Origin of the sequence: Streptomyces sp. AC602_WCS936 (genome assembly GCF_019049125.1) — a bacterium.
Lineage (GTDB): Bacteria > Actinomycetota > Actinomycetes > Streptomycetales > Streptomycetaceae > Streptomyces.
In genome coordinates this window covers 80,472-100,611 of the sequence record NZ_JAGMUF010000127.1, presented here as the reverse complement: position 1 = coordinate 100,611, position 20,140 = coordinate 80,472, and the positions used below count along the sequence as shown (strand labels likewise).

The window sequence follows — 20,140 nt, the reverse complement described above, 5'->3', positions numbered from 1 at the left end:
CGGGTCGGTTCGCGGAGGGGCGGTTCGCGGGGGTCGGTCGCGGAGGGCGGGTCACGTCGGTCGCGGGGCCGGGCCGCGTCGGTCCGGCGCGGGGGACGGTGCCGTCGGCCCGGTGGGTGGTCGGGCGAGGAGATTCCCGGCGGCGCGAGGTTCAGGTGGCGGGCGAGCGCCGGTCGGTCAGGGGCGTCATGCGGGCCCGCGCGAGCAGCAGCGACAGCGTCCGGGCCTCGGTGAGGGGGCCGTCGATGCCGACGGCGGCGGTGTCGAGCAGCCGCTCGGCCACGGCAGCCCCGGCGTCCCCGGAGCCTCCAGGGGCGTCGGCGGACCCGTGCAGCCCCAGGACGAACGCCGGCGCGTCCTCCGGCTCGCCGTCCACGTCGACGAGCCGTACGACGAGGTCGTCGCGGTGGAAGACGGTGGCGGCGAGGGCCGGGTTGTCCGGGGCGTGGGCGGCGACCGCGTCCTGGCGGGCAAGCAGCCGGGCCAGTTCCGGACCGGCGCCGGCCCGCACCGGGTAGAGCAGCGCGACCCGCCGCGTGCGAGCGTCGGAGCCCGCACGGGACGCCACATGGTGGACGGCCGGCATGGCGGCCCGGGTGAAGAACCGCCGGGCGGCCCGGGGATCGCGCAGATCCCGCTCCTGCTCCAGATACGGGTTGAGGGCCTCCTCGACGGCTCGTACCGCGGGCTGCCGGGCGACGTGGCGCAGCGCGGTCTGCAGGTCACCCCGTACCTCCACGGCCCGCACGACCCGAGTGCCGTGCAGGAAGACCGAGGTGCGCAGCAGCCGGCCGGATTCATCGACGCGGGCCTCGGGCGCGGTGTAGCCCGCGAGCAGCCGGGCGACCTCCTCCTCGCTGCCCTGCCTCACGGTGAAGGTCAGGGCGTGCCGTACGACGTTGCCGCCGATCCGGGGAGCGGCCCGCAGCGCCGCATCGCCCGCGGCGGACGGGGGCCGTTCGGCAACGGTCTCCCGCAGGACGCTGTACCGCAGGGAGTGGGTGTCCCTGACGTAGTCCTGCAAGGGCTCCACCGTGTCCAGATGCTCCTCGCTGTTGACCCAGGCCAGGAAGGGCTCCGCGCTCTCCCACTCACTCGTGAGGAGCCACTGGGTGGGGTTGTCCACCGACTGGCACAGCTGGTCGCTGACGTGTCCCGGAACGGCGGCGACCCGGTCGCGGATGCCGTCGTAGGCGTCCAGGAACTCCTGCTGCTTTCCGTCGTGGATGTCCAGCATCAGGACGACCCGCACGCGGGATCCGTCGAACGCGGATACCGTCACGCCGCCCGTGTCCGCGGACACGGTGCCCGATACCGCCGTGACTCCTGTGGTCTGGGCATCCGCCGACGCGGTATCCGTCGCTACGACGGGAGAGACCGTCATCCGGCCCACCTCTTCTCCGGGGAACTTCCTCGTGGACTGGGGCGCGATCGTCGCGGTGTGCGCGATTGCTCCGGCGTGGTGCGGCGGTCGCGGTAAGCACGATCGTGAGCCGTGCACGCGTGGACCGCGAACCAGGAGGGTTAAGCGGGTGAAGCCTGCGCCGTCGCGGGCCCCACCGGGCCGCAGGGGGCATGCATGTAGACCCCCGGCGCGCACCTGCCGCCGGACGGGTCCAGCGACGACGGTCCGACGCACGGAGCTCGAACGCGCGCTTCACGAAGGACGACGTCCGTCACAACGGAGGACGATCAATGAACGAAAGAGCCGAGCGGCCCGGTGGAGCCGCCCCCGGGGGTGTGGTCCACCGCGTCCCGGTACTCATCGTCGGCGGGTCCCTGGTGGGCTTGTCGACCTCGGTCTTCCTGGGGCGGCTGGGCATCCGGCACACCCTGGTGGAACGCCACGCCGGCACGTCCATTCACCCCCGCGGGCGCGGGAACAACGTCCGCACCATGGAGATCTTCCGCGTGGCCGGCACCGAACCGGACATCAGGAAGGCCGCCGCCACCCTGGCCGAGAACCACGGCATCCTCCAGACGCCCACCCTGGTCGGCGACGCGGGTGAGTGGTTGTTCAAGGAAATGGACGCGGGCGGGGGTCTGGCCCGCTTCAGCCCGAGCTCGTGGTGCCTGTGCTCCCAGAACGACCTGGAGCCCGAACTCCTCACCCACGCCACCAACCTCGGCGGCGACCTCCGCTTCGGCACCGAACTGCTCTCCTTCGAGGCCGACCCCGAGGGCGTCACGGCCATCGTGAAGAGCCGGGAGACCGGCGAGCACACCACCATCCGCGCCGACTACCTGGTCGCCGCCGACGGCCCCCGCAGCCCCGTCCGCGAGCAGCTCGGCATCGGCCAGAGCGGTCCCGGCGACCTCTTCCACAACGTCAGTCTCACCTTCCGCTCCCGTCGCCTCGCCGACGTCGTGGGCGACCGCCACTTCATCGTCTGCTACCTCACCAGCGAGGACGCCGACGGCGCGCTCCTGCCGGTGGACAACCGCGAGAACTGGGTCTTCCACGCCCCCTGGCACCCCGAACAGGGCGAAACGGTCGAGGACTTCACCGAGGAGCGCTGCGCCGCCCACATCCGCCGCGCGATCGGCGACCCGGACCTCGACATCGAGATCACCGGGAAGGCTCCCTGGCACGCGGCCCAGCGCGTCGCCCGCAGCTACCGCTCCGACCGCGTCTTCCTGGCCGGCGACTCGGCCCATGAGATGTCCCCCACCGGCGCCTTCGGCTCCAACACCGGCATCCAGGACGCCCACAACCTCGCCTGGAAGCTGGCCGCGGTCCTGGAGGGCTGGGCGGGAGACGGCCTCCTGGACACCTACGACACCGAGCGCCGCCCGGTGGCGGAGGCCACCAGCGCCCGAGCCGCGGGCCGCTCGGTGGAACACAGCCACCCGGGCTTCGCGCCGCCGCCGGGGATGGGCGGCGGCCCGGGGCAGGGGCCTGCCGGTGGCCCTGCGGGAGGGCCGGGGCAGGCGCCTGCGGGCGGACCGGGCGGACCGGGCGGACCGGGCGGACCGGGTGGACCGGGCGGACCCGCGGGCCTCGGCGGCCCCCCCGGCCCCGGCGGTGGCCCGCAGCGCGGCATCCTCAACGTCGCCCTCGGCTACCGCTACCCCCAGGGCGCGGTGGTCGGCGCCGACCCGGCGACCCCTGTCGTCCCCGAGGGCCTGGACCTCACCGGCGCCCCCGGCAGCCGCGCCCCCCACCTCTGGCTCCACCGCCCCGACGACGGCGGCGCCGCCCGCATCTCCACCCTCGACCTCTACGAGGACTCCCTCGTCCTGCTCAGCGACGCCTCCCAGCCCACCGGCTGGCACGAGGCGGCCACCCGTCTGGCGCCCGACCTGCGCGTCCCGCTGAAGTCGTACCGCGTGGGCGCCGGCCCGGACGCCGACCTGACCCCCGCGGACGACGAGGACACCGACTGGGCCAGGTCCCACGGCGTCACCCGCGGCGGCGCGGTCCTGGTCCGCCCCGACGGCTTCGTCGCCTGGCGCTCCCCGGGCCCCGCCCCGGACCCGGAGTCGATGCTGCGTCAGGTCGTACGGGCGGTACTCGCCCTGGCGTGAGGTGACCGGCGTACGGACGGCGTGCCTTCCCTCCCGGGCCGGCGGGGAGGCACGCCGACGAAACCGGCACAGCGAGTGACACATTGAAGAAAGGGTTGCCTCTATAGCGCCACAAGGCCGGTGATCATGCTCACCTGCCTTGAAATTGAAGGATCTGCTCATAGATCGATACGTTCATGGAGCCCAGCACAGCGTGTCGCCGCGATCAGCGGCTTCGCGGCGGGCCGTCGCATCGCCCGGGGGGAGGCACACGTCATGACACTGTTCTTCCAGCTCTCCTTCGTCGTCGCGACGTTGGCCGCGGTGGCGGTGGCCGCCCGTCTCGTGCGGCAGGCGTTCCGCACCGAGGCGACCGGACGCCCGGCGGTCGCGGAGAACGAAGCCCTGGCGGCCGGCGCGCTGTTCGGCGGCTCGATGGTGGTCACCGCCCTTGCCTCCGGGCACTGGCGGGCGGTCGACTGGTCCGACCTCGTCCTGTTCGCCGCGGTGTTCGGCATCGCGACGGCGGCACTGATCGAACTCACCAGGAACCGCACCGCCGCCTCGCGCGCCGTCTACGTCCTGCCCGTGGGATACGGCGTACTCGCGGGACTGACCGTCAACGGGCTGTGACCGACAGGGGGGACGGGTCGGCACGGTCGCTGACCTGTCCCCTCGGCGAGCCAGGCTGCGCACGGGTGCCGAAGGGGTTGTCGACGACATAGCGCCACCGACCGTCCGGACCCCGCCGGGCGATGTCGGTGGCAGTGCCCTCGACGTGTACGGCCTGTCCCTCCCGGCCGGTCCCGTCGATGACCCAGTCGACGATCAGCAGCGCCATGTCTCCGCTCCGGTACACGTGCCGCGGCCGTACCGAGATGGGAACCCCGAGCTCCTGCAGACGGCCGTTCGCGGCACGCAGATCCGGGCCGGTCGCCGGCGTCCCCGGCTGCGGGACCAGCACCGCGGCGTCCTCGTACACCTCCGCCAACGCGACGGCGTCCCCGCTGTTGAACCGCTCCGCGAACACCGCGGGCACCTCTTCGGGCCGATCGGCCAGGCTTCGCATGATCGACAGACATCCTTCCGGGCCGGGAGAATCAAAGTGCCCCACACGCTAGGAGGCGATCTCGTGACTCACCGAACGGTTGGCCACCCGGCAGGACTTCCCGACGACCCGCGCGCAGACGTCGCCGCACCCACTCCCGAGTGCCCGGTGGAGATCACACTGGCGGCCCTGCAAGGCCGCTGGACGACGCTGGTGGTCCGCGAACTGCTGCGCGGCGACCGCTCCTACAGCGAACTGCGCGCGGCCCTGCCCGCGTTGTCGGACAAGGTGCTGTCCGACCGGTTGACACAGCTTGTGGAGGCCGGAGTCGTCGAACGCGACCGCCGACCGGGCTGGCCACCGCGCGTGCGCTACACCCTCACCCCGAGCGGCCACCGCCTCGGCCCTGTTCTGCAGGCCCTGTGGGACTGGGGAGCGCAGACCTCGGCATGAGCCGGCGGTCCTGGAACGCGAAAACCCCGCCCTCAGCGTCTCCGCTGATGACGGGGTCTTTGGGCACCTCATACAGGGTGCCCCCGGCAGGATTCGAACCTGCGCACACGGCTCCGGAGGCCGTTGCTCTATCCCCTGAGCTACGGGGGCGTGTCGATCGCGTTCGGTGTTGCTCGCGGCGACGGGTAGAACACTACCAGCTCCCCCGGCGTGGTCATGAACGGGTTTTCGCGGGTCGTCCCGCACCCTTCGCCCGCCCCGGCCGAAGGCCACGACCGGCAGTACCGGCGTCAGCCCCGACGGCGTTGTCCCCCGCACGGGGTGGAAGTGGGGAAAACCCGGACGCGGTGGCCGGTCCGGACCTACTCTCGAGTTGTGCCTAGGGCGTCTGGCCGGGTTCTTGTTGTGGACGACAACAAGGTCATCCGGCAGCTGATCAGGGTCAACCTCGAGCTGGAGGGCTTCGAGGTCGTGACCGCGGGCGATGGTGCCGAGTGTCTGGAAGTCGTTCATCAGGTGCGGCCCGACGCCGTCACACTGGACGTGGTCATGCCTCGGTTGGACGGGGTGCGGACCGCCGCCCGGCTGCGTGCCGATCCGCGTACGCGGGACCTTCCGATCGCCATCGTCAGTGCCTGTACGCAGCACGAGATCGACGCCGGGTTCGATGCCGGGGCCGACGCCTTTCTGTCCAAGCCGTTCGAGCCGGCCGAGCTCGTCGCGCTCGTGCGACAGTTGGTCGAGCGCAAGGTCAGTGGGGGCGGCGCGGCGGCGCTGCGAGCCGTGCTCGGTGCGGCGGGGGAGAGTGAGTCGTCGGCGCAGGCCGAGCCGGCCGGGTGAGTTCCGAGCTTCACGATCAGAGTCGGAATCGTCCACATGTCGGGACCGGCGCCAAACCTGTTCGCCTACCCACCCCCCTCCTCCCATACGCTTGACCCGTGACCCCCGCAGAGCTCTCCCGCACCGTGCTGCACGCGGTGCGTCGCGCCGTCGACGCGGGGGAGCTGGACGTGACCGTTCCGGAGCGGGCCGTGGTCGCCCCGCCGGGGCCCGGGGGGTGCGGGGACTACGCCACCAACATCGCCCTCCAGCTCGCCCGGCCGGCCGGGCAGCCCCCGTACCGGGTCGCCGAAATGCTGCGGCCGTACTTGGTGGGAGTCGACGGCGTCGCCGATGTCGTCCTCACCGGGCCCGGGTTCCTCAACATCAGCCTCGGTGGTGCCGCCCCGGCCGCGCTCGTCGAGGAGATTCGCAGCGCCGGGGCACGGTACGGGTACGCCGACGGGCCCGACGGGCGGATCGTGCAGCTGCACTGTCCGTACGACCTCCGCGCCACCGTCGTCGCCGAAGCCGCCGCCCGCATCCTGCGCTCCCAGGGCGCCCTCGTACGCGCCACGGCGGAGGGCTTCGACCCCGAGTGGACGGCCGTCCTCGGGGTACGCACCGACGCCGTCGGACCGGCGCCCGCCGACCTCCCCGTCAACGTCCGTCCCGTGCCCGCCCCCGCCGACCCCCTGCGCCTCGGCCGCGACGCCGCCCGCTGGGCCCTGCTGTACCCCGCCGCCCACGACCGGCCCCGGATCGGCGCCGAACACCTCGCCCAGCGTGAGAGCAACCCCCTCTTCCGTGTGCGGTACGCCCACGCCCGCACCCGCGCCCTCACCCGCAACGCCGCCGATCTCGGATTCGAGGGCCGGCCCGGGCCCGTACACGGCCATGATCTCCTCGCCGTCCTCGGCGACCATCCCCGCGTTCTCGCCGCCGCGGCGGACCACCGCGCGCCCGACCGGCTCGCCCGGCACCTCGTCGCCGTCGCCGACGCCGCGCTTCCCTTCCTGACCACCGTGCTGCCGCGTGGCGGGGAGAAACCCTCGGCCGCCCACCGTGCCCGGCTCGCCCTCGCCGAAGCCGCCGGGACGGTGCTGGCCGGCGGCCTGACCCTGCTCGGTATCGACGCACCCGACCACCTCTGAAGAGAGCACAGAAGACGTCATGAGCCGTTCCGCACACCCCGCCGGGCCCCGCCACGCCGATGTCCTGCCCGAGGGCCACTACTCCGCACCGCCCGCCGACCTCAACGCCCTCGACCCCAAGGTCTGGGCGCAGACCGTGGACCGGGACGAGGAGGGTGTCGTGACCGTCGGCGGGATCAGCGTCACGCAGCTCGCCGAGGAGTACGGCACCCCCGCCTACGTTCTCGACGAGGCCGACTTCCGGGCCCGGGCGCGGGCCTGGCGTACCGCCTTCGGGACGGATGCCGACGTCTTCTACGCGGGCAAGGCCTTCCTGTCGCGGGCCGTCGTGCGGTGGCTGGACGAGGAGGGGCTGAATCTCGACGTGTGCTCGGGGGGTGAGCTGGCCACCGCGCTCTCCGCCGGGATGCCCGCCGACCGCATCGCCTTCCACGGCAACAACAAGTCGCCCCAGGAGATCGAGCGGGCCGTGCGCGCCGGGGTCGGGCGGATCGTGCTCGACTCGTTCCAGGAGATCGTGCGGGTCGCCCACATCGCCCAGTCGCTCGGGAAGCGGCAGCGGGTGCAGATCCGGATCACCGTCGGGGTCGAGGCGCACACGCACGAGTTCATCGCCACGGCTCATGAGGATCAGAAGTTCGGGATTCCGCTGGCCGGGGGGCAGGCCGCCGAAGCCGTGCGGCGGGCGCTTCAGCTCGACGGGCTCGAGGTCATCGGGATTCACTCGCACATCGGGTCGCAGATCTTCGACATGTCCGGGTTCGAGGTCGCCGCGCACCGGGTCGTCGGGCTGCTCAAGGACATCCGGGACGAGCACGGCGTGGAACTGCCCGAGATCGACCTCGGGGGCGGGCTCGGGATCGCGTACACCAGTGACGACGATCCCCGCGAGCCGCACGAGATCGCCAAGGCGCTGACCGAGATCGTGACGCGGGAGTGCGAGGGCGCGAAGCTGCGTACGCCTCGTATCTCCGTCGAGCCGGGGCGGGCCATCGTCGGGCCGACCGCCTTCACGCTCTACGAGGTCGGCACCGTCAAGCCGCTCGAAGGGCTGCGCACCTACGTCTCCGTCGACGGCGGCATGTCGGACAACATCCGCACCGCGCTGTACGACGCCGAGTACACCGTCGCCCTCGTCTCCCGCACCTCCGATGCCGAGCCGATGCTCACGCGGGTGGTGGGCAAGCACTGCGAGAGCGGGGACATCGTGGTCAAGGACGCCTTCCTGCCGGGGGACCTGGCGCCCGGGGACCTCATCGCCGTACCCGCGACCGGGGCGTACTGCCGTTCCATGGCCAGCAACTACAACCACGCGCTGCGCCCGCCCGTCGTCGCAGTGCGGGAGGGCGAGGCCCGGGTCGTCGTGCGGCGGGAGACCGAGGAGGATCTGCTGCGCCTCGACGTCGGGTGAGGGTCCGCGTTCCGGGGCCGGACACCCACGCCGCACCATGGACGATGGTGCAGGGGCGGGCGGCGCAAGATCTTTCGCCGCCCGCCCTGCGAAAATGAAATAAACGTCTCATGATGCGGACGAATGGCAGGAAATCCCGTCCGGTGCGTGAGACTGGTCGAACCGTAGACGGTAAGAGGAAACGAGGTCGGATGATGCGTACGCGTCCGCTGAAGGTGGCGCTGCTGGGCTGTGGAGTGGTCGGCTCAGAGGTGGCGCGCATCATGACGACGCACGCCGACGACCTCGCCGCCCGAATCGGTGCCCCGGTGGAGCTCGCGGGCGTGGCCGTACGGCGGCCCGACAAGGTGCGCGAGGGGATCGATCCCGCCCTCGTCACCACCGACGCCACCGCGCTCGTCAAGCGCGGGGACATCGACGTCGTCGTCGAGGTGATCGGCGGGATCGAGCCCGCGCGGACGCTCATCACCACCGCCATCGAGCACGGCGCCTCCGTGGTGTCCGCCAACAAGGCGCTCATCGCCCAGGACGGCGCCGCGCTGCACGCCGCCGCCGACGAGCACGGCAAGGACCTCTACTACGAGGCCGCCGTCGCCGGTGCCATCCCGCTGATCCGGCCGCTGCGCGAGTCGCTGGCCGGCGACAAGGTCAACCGGGTGCTCGGCATCGTCAACGGGACGACCAACTTCATCCTCGACGCCATGGACACCACGGGTGCCGGGTATCAGGAGGCGCTCGACGAGGCCACCGCCCTTGGGTACGCCGAAGCCGACCCGACCGCCGACGTCGAGGGCTTCGACGCCGCCGCCAAGGCCGCCATCCTCGCCGGGATCGCCTTCCACACGCGCGTGCGCCTCGACGACGTCTACCGCGAGGGCATGACCGAGGTCACCGCCGCCGACTTCGCCTCCGCCAAGGAGATGGGCTGCACCATCAAGCTGCTCGCCATCTGCGAGCGGGCGGCGGACGGGGGATCGGTTACCGCGCGTGTGCATCCCGCGATGATTCCGCTCAGCCATCCGCTGGCGAACGTGCGCGAGGCCTACAACGCCGTCTTCGTGGAGTCCGAGGCCGCCGGTCAGCTCATGTTCTACGGGCCCGGCGCCGGCGGTTCGCCGACCGCGTCCGCCGTCCTCGGCGACCTGGTGGCCGTCTGCCGCAACCGGATCGGCGGCGCCACCGGGCCCGGCGAGTCCGCCTACGCCGCACTGCCCGTCTCACCGATGGGCGACGTCGTCACGCGCTACCACATCAGCCTCGACGTCGCCGACAAACCGGGCGTGCTCGCCCAGGTCGCGACCGTGTTCGCGGAGCACGGTGTCTCCATCGACACCGTGCGGCAGTCCGGCAAGGACGGCGAGGCCTCCCTCGTCGTCGTCACCCACCGTGCGTCCGACGCCGCCCTCGGCGGTACCGTCGAGGCGCTGCGCAAGCTCGACACCGTGCGGGGTGTCGCCAGCATCATGCGGGTTGAAGGAGAGTAACCAGCAATGACCCACCAGTGGCGCGGAATCATCGAGGAGTACCGGGACCGGCTGCCCGTCTCCGACAGCACGCCCGTCGTGACGCTCCGCGAGGGCGGCACGCCGCTCGTGCCCGCGCAGGTGCTCTCCGAGCGCACGGGCTGCGAGGTCCACCTCAAGGTGGAGGGTGCGAACCCGACCGGGTCCTTCAAGGACCGCGGCATGACCATGGCCATCAGCAAGGCCAAGGAGGAGGGTGCGCAGGCCGTCATCTGCGCGTCCACCGGGAACACGTCCGCCTCCGCCGCCGCGTACGGCGTGCGCGCGGGCATGGTCTCCGCCGTGCTCGTGCCGCAGGGCAAGATCGCGCTCGGCAAGATGGGCCAGGCCCTCGTGCACGGCGCGAAGATCCTCCAGGTCGACGGCAACTTCGACGACTGCCTCACCCTCGCCCGCGCGCTCAGCGACAACTATCCGGTGGCGCTGGTCAATTCGGTCAACCCGGTGCGTATCGAGGGGCAGAAGACGGCCGCCTTCGAGATCGTGGACATGCTCGGTGACGCCCCCGACATCCACGTCCTGCCGGTCGGCAACGCGGGCAACATCACCGCGTACTGGAAGGGGTACAAGGAGTACGCCGCCGATTCGGTGAGCACCAGGACGCCGCGCATGTGGGGGTTCCAGGCCTCCGGCAGTGCCCCGATCGTGCGCGGCGAGGTCGTCAAGGACCCGTCGACCATCGCCACCGCCATCCGCATCGGCAATCCCGCCTCCTGGGACCTCGCGCTCGCCGCGCGGGACGAGTCGGGCGGCGCCATCGACGAGGTGACGGACCGTGAGATCCTGCGCGCCTACCGGCTGTTGGCCTCCCAGGAGGGCGTCTTCGTCGAGCCCGCCTCCGCCGCGTCGGTCGCCGGTCTGCTGAAGGCCGCCGAGCTCGGCAAGGTCGACCCGGGGCAGCGGATCGTCTGCACCGTCACCGGCAACGGCCTCAAGGACCCCGACTGGGCCGTCGCCGGGGCTCCGCAGCCCGTCACCGTCCCGGTCGACGCGGCGACGGCCGCCGAGCGGCTCGGCCTGATCTGAGCGCCCTCCTCGGGCCCGGTACGACCGCCGGGCCCGAGGCCGCGCCCATCTCACCGGCGTAAGAGGGCGTAAGCGACGCTCGGCCGGGAAAGTCCTTTACGGGGGGTGCACAGGGGGCTTACGACACGCATCGTGCGCCTCCCGTGCGCCCTATGTCGCCACAGAACCTTCCTTCGATAGGCTGTACCGAACCCGCCTGCCGCATATGCCGCGGCGCCGCGCTGTCTCCGCGGTCGGGAGGCGGTCGGGAAGCGGCCGGCCGTTCGGCAGGAAGCGGCGAGCCCCAGCGTCGTCCCGTACGTCATCGAATGTCATTCGACAGTCACGCAGCTCAAGGAGAGTCATCGAGAGATGGCCGGTCCAGCGTTCCGCGCCGCCGCCGTCAGGGTGCGCGTCCCCGCCACCAGCGCCAACCTCGGCCCGGGCTTCGACGCCCTCGGCCTCGCGCTGGGCTTGTACGACGACGTGGTCGTCCGGGTGGCCGATTCCGGGCTGCACATCGACATCGCCGGGGAGGGCAGCGAGACGCTGCCCCGCGACGAGAAGCACCTGCTCGTACGCTCCCTCCGCACCGCCTTCGACCTCCTCGGCGGACAGCCGCGTGGCCTGGAGATCGTCTGCGCCAACCGCATCCCGCACGGCCGCGGCCTCGGCTCCTCCTCCGCCGCCATCTGCGCGGGCATCGTCGCCGCGCGCGCGGTGACCATAGGCGGCGAGGCCCGCCTCGACGACGCCGCGCTGCTCGACCTCGCCACCGAGATCGAGGGCCACCCCGACAACGTCGCGGCCTGCCTGCTGGGCGGCTTCACCCTGTCCTGGATGGAGTCCGGCGCCGCCAGGGCGATCAGGATGCAGCCCGCCGATTCCATCGTTCCGGTGGTTTTCGTGCCCGGAAAGCCGGTACTGACCCAGACCGCCCGCGGTCTTCTCCCACGCACCGTCCCGCACGTCGACGCCGCCGCCAACGCCGGCCGCGCCGCGCTGCTCGTCGAGGCCCTCACCAGGCGCCCCGAGCTGCTGCTGCCGGCCACCGAGGACCGTCTGCACCAGGAGTACCGCGCGCCGGCCATGCCGGAGAGCGCGGCGCTGGTGGAGCGGCTGCGCGCCGACGGCATCCCCGCGGTGATCTCCGGCGCGGGGCCCACGGTGATGGCACTGGCCGACGCCGACACGGCCGACAAGGTCGAGGCGCTGGCCGGCACGGACTGGGCGGCCAACCGGCTCGACCTGGACCAGCAGGGCGCGAGCGTCCTGCCCCTGGCGACCTCCAGCGACATCTGACGCGTGGGTTGCCGGATTTCGAGAGGGGGAATGTTTGTTGGATCCGGTAGTGTTAATCTCAAGTCTGCACCCGACCCCACCATGGCGAGGTGCCTCGTGTCCCCGTCCGGGACAGACATTCTTCCGGGAGCCCCCCAAGCCGCATTGTGCAGTGGACGTCGTACGTGGTCAGTACGGCCGACGCGGACACTGAGCGGCCCGCCGGGCACGTTTCGGAACAGGTGCGACCACGCCGCGTGACACAGACACCGGGTGCCACGGCCAGGGGGCGCGCCATCACCAGATATCTCTTCCGCCGTTCAGGCGGACCACCGCCCCGGCACGGTTCACACAGCAAGGACCGAAGCCGGACAGCACAACCGGTCGCCGAGCCAGACAGGCCGACGTCCGCTCCAGGGAAGGACCCTTCGTGAGCGACACCACCGATCTGATGGGCGCACGTGTCGAGGAGACCGCTGCCGCGCCCGCCACGGACGCCTCCGCGCCTGCCACCGGTGCCGGCTCCCGGCGGCGCCGCGGTACCGGCCTCGAGGGCATGGTGCTGGCCGAGCTGCAGCAGGTCGCATCCGGCCTCGGCATCAGGGGCACCGCGCGGATGCGCAAGAGCCAGCTGATCGAGGTCATCAAGGAGGCGCAGGCCGCCGGGGGAGCCCCCGCCAAGGCCGCGCCCGCCGCCGCGGACACCGCCGGCGAGACCAAGCCCAAGCGCCGCACCACCTCCCGTACCCGTACGGGCGACGAGGCCCCCGCCGAGAAGGCGGAGAAGGCCGAGAAGTCCGGCAAGGCGGAGAAGGCCGGGAAGAAGGCGGACAAGACGGCCGCCGACAAGGCCGCCGCCCAGCAGCAGATCGAGATCCCCGGTCAGCCGTCCCCCAAGGTCTCGCCCTCGGGAGAGACGGCCGGTGCCGCCGGTGACGAGGCTCCCGCCGAGCGCCGTCGCCGCCGCGCCACCGCCGACGCGGGCAGCCCGTCCGCGGCCACCGAGACCGTGGCCGTGGAGACCCGCAGCGAGCCGAAGGCCGAGTCGTCGGCCCAGCAGCAGGGCCAGGGCCAGCAGCAGGGCCAGGGCGACTCCCGCTCCGACGGCGAGGGCGGCGAGGGCCGCCGTCGCGACCGCCGGGACCGCGGCCGGGACCGTGACCGCGACGGCGGCCGCGACCGCGACCGCCGGGGCAAGGGCGACGACCAGAACCAGGGCGGTGGCCGCCAGGACCGCCAGCAGGGCGGCGGCCGTCAGGACCGCCAGCAGGACGACGGCTACGACGACGACGGCGGTGGCCGCCGCGGCCGCCGCGGCCGCTACCGCGACCGCCGGGGCCGTCGCGGGCGCGACGACATCCAGCAGGAGCCGCAGATCAACGAGGACGACGTCCTCATCCCGGTCGCCGGCATCCTCGACATCCTCGACAACTACGCGTTCATCCGCACCTCCGGCTACCTGCCGGGCCCGAACGACGTGTACGTCTCCCTCGCCCAGGTTCGCAAGAACGGCCTGCGCAAGGGCGACCACATCACGGGTGCCGTGCGCCAGCCCAAGGAGGGCGAGCGCCGCGAGAAGTTCAACGCGCTGGTCCGGCTCGACTCCGTCAACGGCATGGCGCCCGAACACGGCCGCGGCCGCCCGGAGTTCAACAAGCTGACGCCGCTGTACCCGCAGGACCGCCTCCGCCTGGAGACGGACCCGGGCGTCCTCACCACCCGCATCATCGACCTCGTCGCGCCGATCGGTAAGGGCCAGCGCGGTCTGATCGTGGCCCCGCCGAAGACCGGCAAGACCATGATCATGCAGGCGATCGCCAACGCGATCACCCACAACAACCCCGAGTGCCACCTGATGGTCGTCCTCGTCGACGAGCGTCCGGAAGAGGTCACCGACATGCAGCGGTCGGTGAAGGGCGAGGTCATCTCCTCGACCTTCGACCGCCCGGCCGAGGACCACACCACGGTCGCCGAGCTCGCCATCGAGCGTGCCAAGCGCCTGGTGGAGCTGGGTCACGACGTCGTCGTCCTGCTCGACTCGATCACCCGCCTGGGCCGCGCGTACAACCTCGCCGCCCCGGCCTCCGGCCGCATCCTGTCCGGTGGTGTCGACTCGACCGCCCTGTACCCGCCGAAGCGCTTCTTCGGTGCGGCCCGCAACATCGAGGACGGCGGCTCGCTGACCATCCTCGCCACCGCCCTGGTGGACACCGGGTCCCGCATGGACGAGGTCATCTTCGAGGAGTTCAAGGGCACCGGCAACGCTGAGCTCAAGCTCGACCGGAAGCTCGCCGACAAGCGCATCTTCCCGGCGGTGGACGTCGACGCGTCCGGCACCCGCAAGGAAGAGATCCTGCTCGGCAGCGACGAACTCGCCATCACCTGGAAGCTGCGTCGCGTGCTGCACGCCCTCGACCAGCAGCAGGCGATCGAGCTGCTCCTCGACAAGATGAAGCAGACCAAGTCGAACGCCGAGTTCCTGATGCAGATCCAGAAGACGACGCCGACCCCGGGCAACGGCGACTGAGTCGCCGCCGGGCTCTCCATCGAAGGCCATTGAAAGCCTTCGAAAGCCATCGAAAGGGCCGCCTCCCGCACGGGGGGCGGCCCTTTCGTGTTGCGACCTTCGCCACAGGCCGCCGCCCCGCGACGGTCCGTGAACACTCGCCCGGGTGGCCGCGGACACGCAGGTCAGCGCCGCGGCCCGGCGGGCGATGAGTACGTTCCGTGACCGATTGCCCACCCGGTCGCCACAGACCGTTGTGCAACCCTGTCCCGAGTTCCGCCGTCTCAGACACGGAGGGACGATGGTGAGGTACCGGCACAAGCCCGCCGGAGCCGACCGACCCGACCCTGAGCGCAGGGGGTAACCGACCGTACGAGCACCGAGGAGCCCATGTCCGCCGAGAGCACGCCGGATCCCGCGATACCCGGCCCCGGGCAGTCCCGCACCACCGGACCCGGCCGCCGGGGCAAGGGCCGCCGCCGCAAGCCCCCGGGCAAGCGGCGCAAGGCCCTGCTCATCGCGGCCTGGAGCGCGGCGGGCATCGTGGTCCTCGGCGGTACCGGCGCCGGAGTCGTGCTCTTCAAGCTCAACGGCAACCTCCAGAGCGTCGACATCGACCAGATGCTCGGCACCGACCGGCCGGCGAAGGCCGACAACGGATCGCAGAACATCCTCGTGCTCGGCTCGGACAGCCGCGCCGACGGGAACAGGAAGCTCGGCGGCGGCACCGACGACGGCACCGCCCGCTCCGACACCGCGATGATCGTCCACGTCTACAAGGGCCACAAGAAGGCCAGCGTGGTCTCCATCCCGCGCGACACCCTCATCGACCGCCCCGAGTGCACCGACTCCGACGGCGACGAGCACCCCGCGGCGAACGACGTGATGTTCAACTCCGCCTACTCCACGGGCGGCGCCGCCTGCGCCGTGAAGACCGTCGAGTCGATCAGCGGGCTGCGCATGGACCACTACCTGGAGGTCGACTTCAAGGGCTTCCAGCAGCTCATCGACGACCTGGGCGGCGTCGACGTCACCACCACCGAGGCCATCAAGGACCCCGACAGCCACCTCGACCTGCCCGCCGGCACCCACACGCTCGACGGCGAACAGGCCCTCGGCCTGGTCCGCACCCGGCACGGCGTCGGCGACGGCTCCGACCTCGGCCGCATCCAGCTCCAGCAGGCCTTCCTCAAGGCGCTGGTCGACCAGGTCAAGGACATCGGCCTGCTCGGCAACCCCAAGAAGCTGTACGACATCGCCGACACCGCCACCAAGGCCGTGACCACCGACTCCGACCTGGGCTCGGTGAACTCCCTGATGTCCTTCGCGACCGGTCTGAAGGGCATCACCCCCGACAACATGCACATGGTCACCATGCCGGTCGTCTACGACCCCGCGGACCCGAACCGTGTCCTGCTGGAGAAGGCCAAGGCCCAGCAGGTGTGGACGGCCCTGAAGAACGACAAGCCGATCCCGAAGAGCGCCACGGAGGGCACGGCCACCGGTGAGGCCAAGGGTGTCGTGAACGCGGCGGAATAGATGACGGCGGCCCCCGGTTTTGGGAGAAGACCCCAGTCCTGGCAGACTGGTACGTCGGCCCCGGTTCACGCGCCCGCATCCCGCGGAAGCGACCCGGCGCCCTCCCGAACCTAGGAGACACCTTGAAGCGCGACATCCACCCCGAGTACGTCGAGACGCAGGTCAGCTGCACCTGTGGCGCGTCGTTCACCACCCGCAGCACCATCGACAGCGGCACCATCCGCGCCGAGGTCTGCTCCGAGTGCCACCCGTTCTACACGGGCAAGCAGAAGATCCTCGACACCGGTGGCCGCGTGGCCCGCTTCGAGGCCCGCTTCGGCAAGGCTGCCGCCGGCTCCAAGAAGTAGCGAGCCACCGATCGCCGGTCCACGGCCGCGCCCCCAGCCGGGGGAGCGCCGGGACCGGCGTTTTTGGTCGCCCGCCTTCCCCTTCCAAGCAGTAAGCAGGAGCCCAAGATGTTCGAGGCCGTCGAGGAACTCGTCGCCGAGCACGCCGACCTGGAGAAGAAGCTCGCCGACCCGTCGGTCCACTCCGACCAGGCCAACGCGCGCAAGCTGAACAAGCGCTACGCCGAGCTCACCCCGATCGTCGCCACGTTCCGCTCCTGGAAGCAGACCGGCGACGACATCGAGACCGCGCGCGAGCTGGCCGCCGACGACCCCGATTTCGCCGCCGAGGTCAAGGAGCTGGACAAGCAGCGCGAGGAGCTCACCGAGAAGCTCCGCCTCCTGCTCGTCCCGCGCGACCCCAGCGACGACAAGGACGTCATCCTCGAGATCAAGGCGGGCGCGGGCGGCGACGAGTCCGCCCTGTTCGCCGGCGACCTGCTGCGCATGTACCTGCGCTACGCCGAGCGCGTCGGCTGGAAGACCGAGATCATCGACTCCACCGAGTCCGAGCTGGGCGGCTACAAGGACGTCCAGGTCGCCGTGAAGACCAAGGGCGGCCAGGGCGCCACCGAGCCCGGCCAGGGCGTCTGGGCGCGGCTGAAGTACGAGGGCGGCGTGCACCGCGTGCAGCGGGTGCCGGCCACCGAGTCGCAGGGCCGCATCCACACCTCCGCGGCCGGTGTCCTCGTGACCCCCGAGGCCGAGGAGATCGACGTCGAGATCAACCCCAACGACCTGCGCATCGACGTCTACCGGTCCTCCGGCCCCGGCGGCCAGTCCGTCAACACCACCGACTCCGCCGTGCGCATCACGCACATCCCGACCGGAGTCGTCGCCTCCTGCCAGAACGAGAAGAGCCAGCTGCAGAACAAGGAGCAGGCGATGCGTATCCTGCGCTCCAGGCTGCTCGCGGCGGCGCAGGAGGAGGCGGAGAAGGAGGCCGCGGACGCCCGGCGCAGCCAGGTCCGCACCGTCGACCGCTCCGAGAAGATCCGTACGTACAACTTCCCGGAGAACCGCATCTCCGACCACCGCGTCGGCTTCAAGGCGTACAACCTGGACCAGGTCCTGGACGGCGACCTCGACTCGGTGATCCAGGCCTGCGTCGACGCGGACTCGGCCGCCAAGCTGGCCGCCGCGTAGACCCGGACGAGCCGCCCGCACCCGCACCGCCGCACCACCCGCACCGGACAACAGCTCAGCCCCGGAGGACCAGCGTGAACCTGCTGCTCATGGAGGTGGCCCAGGCCACCCAGCGGCTGGCCGACGCCGGCGTGCCCTCGCCGCGCACCGACGCGGAGGAGCTCGCCGCGTACCTGCACGGCGTCAAGCGGGGCGAGCTGCACACCGTGCCGGACGCGGACTTCGACGCCCGGTACTGGGAGGTCGTCGCCCGCCGCGAGGCGCGCGAACCGCTCCAGCACATCACCGGCCGCGCCTACTTCCGCTACCTGGAGCTCCAGGTCGGCCCCGGCGTCTTCGTGCCCCGCCCCGAGACGGAGTCCGTCGTCGGCTGGGCCATAGACGCCGTACGCGCCATGGACGTCGTCGAGCCCTGCATCGTCGACCTGTGCACCGGCTCGGGCGCCATCGCGCTCGCCCTCGCGCAGGAGGTGCCGCGCTCGCGCGTGTACGCCGTGGAGCTGTCCGAGGATGCCCTCAAGTGGACCCGGAAGAACATGGAGGGGTCCAGGGTGGAACTGCGCCAGGGCGACGCCCTGACGGCCTTCCCGGACCTCGACGGCCAGGTCGACCTGGTCGTCTCCAACCCGCCGTACATCCCGCTCACCGAGTGGGAGTACGTCGCCCCCGAGGCCCGCGACCACGATCCCGAGCTGGCCCTGTTCTCCGGCGAGGACGGCCTCGACCTGATCCGGGGCCTGGAACGCACCGCCCACCGCCTGCTGCGCCCCGGCGGGGTCGTCGTCGTCGAGCACGCCGACACCCAGGGCGGCCAGGTGCCGTGGATCTTCACCGAGGAGCGGGGCTGGGCCGACGCGGCCGACCACCCCGACCTCAACAACCGCCCCCGGTTCGCGACCGCCCGCAAGGCGCTGCCGTGACCCCCGCCCCGACTTCAACCCCGCAGTACGTGTACGAGGAGGCCCGCTAGATGGCACGGCGATACGACACCAACGACGCGACCGACCGTGTGACCGGTCTGCGCGAGGCCGCGTCCGCCGTCCGCCGTGGCGAGCTCGTGGTGCTGCCGACGGACACCGTGTACGGCATCGGCGCCGACGCCTTCACCGCGGAGGCCGTCGGCGACCTGCTGGAGGCCAAGGGCCGGGGCCGCAACATGCCCTCGCCCGTCCTCATCGGCTCGCCCAACACCCTGCACGGCCTGGTCACCGACTTCTCCGAGATGGCCTGGGAGCTGGTCGACGCCTTCTGGCCGGGCGCGCTGACGCTGGTCGCCAAGCACCAGCCGTCCCTCCAGTGGGACCTCGGCGAGACCCGCGGCACGGTCGCCGTCCGGATGCCGCTGCACCCGGTCGCCATCGAGCTGCTCACCGAGGTCGGCCCCATGGCCGTCTCCTCCGCCAACCTCACCGGTCACCCGGCGCCCGAGGACTGCGACGCCGCCCAGCGGATGCTCGGCGACTCCGTCTCCGTCTACCTCGACGGCGGCCCCACCCCCGGCATCGTCCCGTCGTCCATCGTCGACGTCACCCGCGAGGTGCCCGTGCTGCTGCGCGCGGGCGCGCTGTCGGCCGAGGAGCTGCGCAAGGTGGTACCCGACCTCGAGGTGGCGAATTGACGGCCCCTGAGACGGGGCGTGGCATAGGCAACGGGGAACGCGCCGCGGAGATCACGACCACGTTCGTCGGTCTTCCGCGCGACAGCTTCCGCATCCTCCACGTCAGCACCGGAAACGTGTGCCGCTCGCCCATCACCGAGCGGCTGACCCGGCATTTCGTGACGGAGCGGCTCGGTGTGCTGGGCGGCGGCCTCGTCGTGGAGAGCGCGGGCACCTGGGGCCACGAGGGCGCGCCCATGGAGGCGAACGCGGAGACGGTCCTCGCCGACTTCGGCGCGGACGCGGCCGGCTTCACCGGACGCGAGCTGCTCGACGAGCACGTGATCCGCGCCGACCTGGTCCTCACCGCGACCCGGGACCACCGGGCGCAGGTCATCTCCATGGGCCACTCGGCCGGACTGCGCACCTTCACCCTCAAGGAGTTCACCCGCCTGGTGAACGCCATCGACCCCGCGACGCTGCCGCCCCTGGACGACGGCGTGGTCGTCCGCGCACGCGCCCTGGTCCGCGCGGCGGCGGCGCTGCGCGGGTGGCTGCTGGCCCCCACGGCGGAGGCGGACGAGGTGTACGACCCGTACGGGGCGCCGCTGACCTTCTTCCGGTCGGTCGGGGACGAGATACACCAGGCGCTGGACCCGGTGGTGACGGCGTTGACGGGGGTTCGCGCGCGGGCGTGAGGCCGGTCGGGGCAGGGCGTGGGGCCCGGGTGGAGCCGGCGGGCGGAGTCCGCCGCAGCGTCCCGAT

18 protein-coding genes and 1 tRNA gene are annotated in these 20,140 nt (G+C 71.9%); 16 read left to right on the top strand and 3 right to left on the bottom strand.

The features are described from left to right. Nucleotides 1–151 precede the first annotated feature (151 nt). A complete protein-coding gene (locus KUM03_RS34780) occupies nucleotides 152–1,384 on the bottom strand; it encodes a SchA/CurD-like domain-containing protein (RefSeq protein ID WP_217254555.1) in 1,233 nt (410 codons plus the stop codon). 311 nt (nucleotides 1,385–1,695) lie between these two features. Here KUM03_RS34780 and KUM03_RS34775 point away from each other — a divergent pair, with 311 nt between their 5' ends. Next, nucleotides 1,696–3,528, top strand: a complete 1,833-nt coding sequence (locus tag KUM03_RS34775; RefSeq protein WP_217254554.1) for an FAD-dependent monooxygenase — start codon at nucleotides 1,696–1,698, stop codon at nucleotides 3,526–3,528. A gap of 255 nt (nucleotides 3,529–3,783) precedes the next feature. Then, nucleotides 3,784–4,140: a hypothetical protein gene (locus KUM03_RS34770; RefSeq protein ID WP_217254553.1), complete on the top strand. Its 357-nt coding sequence runs from the start codon at nucleotides 3,784–3,786 to the stop codon at nucleotides 4,138–4,140. Here the strand turns inward: KUM03_RS34770 and KUM03_RS34765 are convergent. Next, nucleotides 4,127–4,576: a DUF4440 domain-containing protein gene (locus KUM03_RS34765; protein WP_217254552.1), complete on the bottom strand. Its 450-nt coding sequence runs from the start codon at nucleotides 4,574–4,576 to the stop codon at nucleotides 4,127–4,129. The two genes, KUM03_RS34770 and KUM03_RS34765, sit on opposite strands and share 14 nt — an antisense overlap. 63 nt (nucleotides 4,577–4,639) lie before the next feature. On the opposite strand from KUM03_RS34765, the gene KUM03_RS34760 reads away from it, so the two are divergent. Beyond that, nucleotides 4,640–5,008 (top strand): helix-turn-helix domain-containing protein, encoded by a 369-nt coding sequence (locus KUM03_RS34760; protein ID WP_308406474.1) that lies wholly within the window; start codon nucleotides 4,640–4,642, stop codon nucleotides 5,006–5,008. Nucleotides 5,009–5,086: 78 nt separating this feature from the next. Here KUM03_RS34760 and KUM03_RS34755 read toward each other — a convergent pair. After that, nucleotides 5,087–5,158, bottom strand: a tRNA-Arg gene (locus KUM03_RS34755). Nucleotides 5,159–5,383: 225 nt separating this feature from the next. On the opposite strand from KUM03_RS34755, the gene KUM03_RS34750 reads away from it, so the two are divergent. The 13 genes from KUM03_RS34750 to KUM03_RS34690 all read left to right on the top strand — a co-directional run bounded on the left by KUM03_RS34750 (nucleotide 5,384) and on the right by KUM03_RS34690 (nucleotide 20,073). Then, nucleotides 5,384–5,848 (top strand): response regulator, encoded by a 465-nt coding sequence (locus KUM03_RS34750; protein WP_217254551.1) that lies wholly within the window; start codon nucleotides 5,384–5,386, stop codon nucleotides 5,846–5,848. A gap of 98 nt (nucleotides 5,849–5,946) precedes the next feature. After that, nucleotides 5,947–6,981: an ArgS-related anticodon-binding protein NrtL gene (gene nrtL / locus KUM03_RS34745; RefSeq protein ID WP_217254550.1), complete on the top strand. Its 1,035-nt coding sequence runs from the start codon at nucleotides 5,947–5,949 to the stop codon at nucleotides 6,979–6,981. Nucleotides 6,982–7,000: 19 nt separating this feature from the next. After that, on the top strand, nucleotides 7,001–8,392 hold the full coding sequence (gene lysA, locus KUM03_RS34740) for a diaminopimelate decarboxylase (RefSeq protein ID WP_217254549.1): 1,392 nt from the start codon (nucleotides 7,001–7,003) through the stop codon (nucleotides 8,390–8,392). A gap of 191 nt (nucleotides 8,393–8,583) precedes the next feature. Continuing rightward, on the top strand, nucleotides 8,584–9,876 hold the full coding sequence (locus tag KUM03_RS34735) for a homoserine dehydrogenase (RefSeq protein ID WP_043379906.1): 1,293 nt from the start codon (nucleotides 8,584–8,586) through the stop codon (nucleotides 9,874–9,876). A gap of 6 nt (nucleotides 9,877–9,882) precedes the next feature. Continuing rightward, on the top strand, nucleotides 9,883–10,941 hold the full coding sequence (thrC, locus tag KUM03_RS34730) for a threonine synthase (RefSeq protein WP_217254548.1): 1,059 nt from the start codon (nucleotides 9,883–9,885) through the stop codon (nucleotides 10,939–10,941). Between the two features lie 351 nt (nucleotides 10,942–11,292). Further along, nucleotides 11,293–12,222 (top strand): homoserine kinase, encoded by a 930-nt coding sequence (thrB, locus tag KUM03_RS34725; RefSeq protein ID WP_217254547.1) that lies wholly within the window; start codon nucleotides 11,293–11,295, stop codon nucleotides 12,220–12,222. Between the two features lie 409 nt (nucleotides 12,223–12,631). Beyond that, entirely contained in the window at nucleotides 12,632–14,728 is a 2,097-nt protein-coding gene (rho, locus tag KUM03_RS34720) for a transcription termination factor Rho (RefSeq protein WP_217254546.1), read from the top strand. Nucleotides 14,729–15,097: 369 nt separating this feature from the next. Beyond that, on the top strand, nucleotides 15,098–16,246 hold the full coding sequence (locus KUM03_RS34715) for an LCP family protein (RefSeq protein WP_217254545.1): 1,149 nt from the start codon (nucleotides 15,098–15,100) through the stop codon (nucleotides 16,244–16,246). 122 nt (nucleotides 16,247–16,368) lie between these two features. Beyond that, the gene (rpmE, locus tag KUM03_RS34710; RefSeq protein WP_018571447.1) at nucleotides 16,369–16,593 is read left to right on the top strand and encodes a 50S ribosomal protein L31; all 225 of its coding nucleotides are present in this window, start codon (nucleotides 16,369–16,371) and stop codon (nucleotides 16,591–16,593) included. A 108-nt stretch (nucleotides 16,594–16,701) separates the two neighbouring features. Further along, nucleotides 16,702–17,778, top strand: coding sequence for a peptide chain release factor 1 (prfA, locus tag KUM03_RS34705; RefSeq protein ID WP_100048716.1), 1,077 nt, complete (start codon nucleotides 16,702–16,704; stop codon nucleotides 17,776–17,778). Nucleotides 17,779–17,852: 74 nt separating this feature from the next. After that, complete coding sequence (prmC, locus tag KUM03_RS34700; RefSeq protein WP_073724179.1) at nucleotides 17,853–18,698, top strand: peptide chain release factor N(5)-glutamine methyltransferase; 846 nt, start codon at nucleotides 17,853–17,855, stop codon at nucleotides 18,696–18,698. Nucleotides 18,699–18,748: 50 nt separating this feature from the next. Next, nucleotides 18,749–19,396 carry an L-threonylcarbamoyladenylate synthase gene (locus KUM03_RS34695; RefSeq protein ID WP_217254544.1) on the top strand — a complete coding sequence of 216 codons (648 nt, stop codon included), beginning with the start codon at nucleotides 18,749–18,751 and terminating at the stop codon, nucleotides 19,394–19,396. Continuing rightward, nucleotides 19,393–20,073, top strand: coding sequence for a protein-tyrosine-phosphatase (locus tag KUM03_RS34690; RefSeq protein ID WP_217254543.1), 681 nt, complete (start codon nucleotides 19,393–19,395; stop codon nucleotides 20,071–20,073). The genes KUM03_RS34695 and KUM03_RS34690 overlap by 4 nt, the downstream gene beginning before the upstream one ends. The last annotated feature ends 67 nt before the right edge of the window (nucleotides 20,074–20,140 follow it).

What these genes read in the sequence shown, in the direction of transcription:
- thrB (WP_217254547.1), top strand. Translation starts at nt 11,293, where the DNA reads ATGGCCGGTCCAGCGTTCCGCGCCGCCGCCGTCAGGGTGCGCGTCCCC.
- lysA (WP_217254549.1), top strand. Translation starts at nt 7,001, where the DNA reads ATGAGCCGTTCCGCACACCCCGCCGGGCCCCGCCACGCCGATGTCCTG.
- KUM03_RS34715 (WP_217254545.1), top strand. Translation starts at nt 15,098, where the DNA reads ATGTCCGCCGAGAGCACGCCGGATCCCGCGATACCCGGCCCCGGGCAG.
- KUM03_RS34780 (WP_217254555.1), bottom strand. Translation starts at nt 1,384, where the DNA reads ATGACGGTCTCTCCCGTCGTAGCGACGGATACCGCGTCGGCGGATGCC.
- KUM03_RS34775 (WP_217254554.1), top strand. Translation starts at nt 1,696, where the DNA reads ATGAACGAAAGAGCCGAGCGGCCCGGTGGAGCCGCCCCCGGGGGTGTG.
- KUM03_RS34735 (WP_043379906.1), top strand. Translation starts at nt 8,584, where the DNA reads ATGATGCGTACGCGTCCGCTGAAGGTGGCGCTGCTGGGCTGTGGAGTG.
- prfA (WP_100048716.1), top strand. Translation starts at nt 16,702, where the DNA reads ATGTTCGAGGCCGTCGAGGAACTCGTCGCCGAGCACGCCGACCTGGAG.
- KUM03_RS34765 (WP_217254552.1), bottom strand. Translation starts at nt 4,576, where the DNA reads ATGCGAAGCCTGGCCGATCGGCCCGAAGAGGTGCCCGCGGTGTTCGCG.
- KUM03_RS34770 (WP_217254553.1), top strand. Translation starts at nt 3,784, where the DNA reads ATGACACTGTTCTTCCAGCTCTCCTTCGTCGTCGCGACGTTGGCCGCG.
- thrC (WP_217254548.1), top strand. Translation starts at nt 9,883, where the DNA reads ATGACCCACCAGTGGCGCGGAATCATCGAGGAGTACCGGGACCGGCTG.
- KUM03_RS34695 (WP_217254544.1), top strand. Translation starts at nt 18,749, where the DNA reads ATGGCACGGCGATACGACACCAACGACGCGACCGACCGTGTGACCGGT.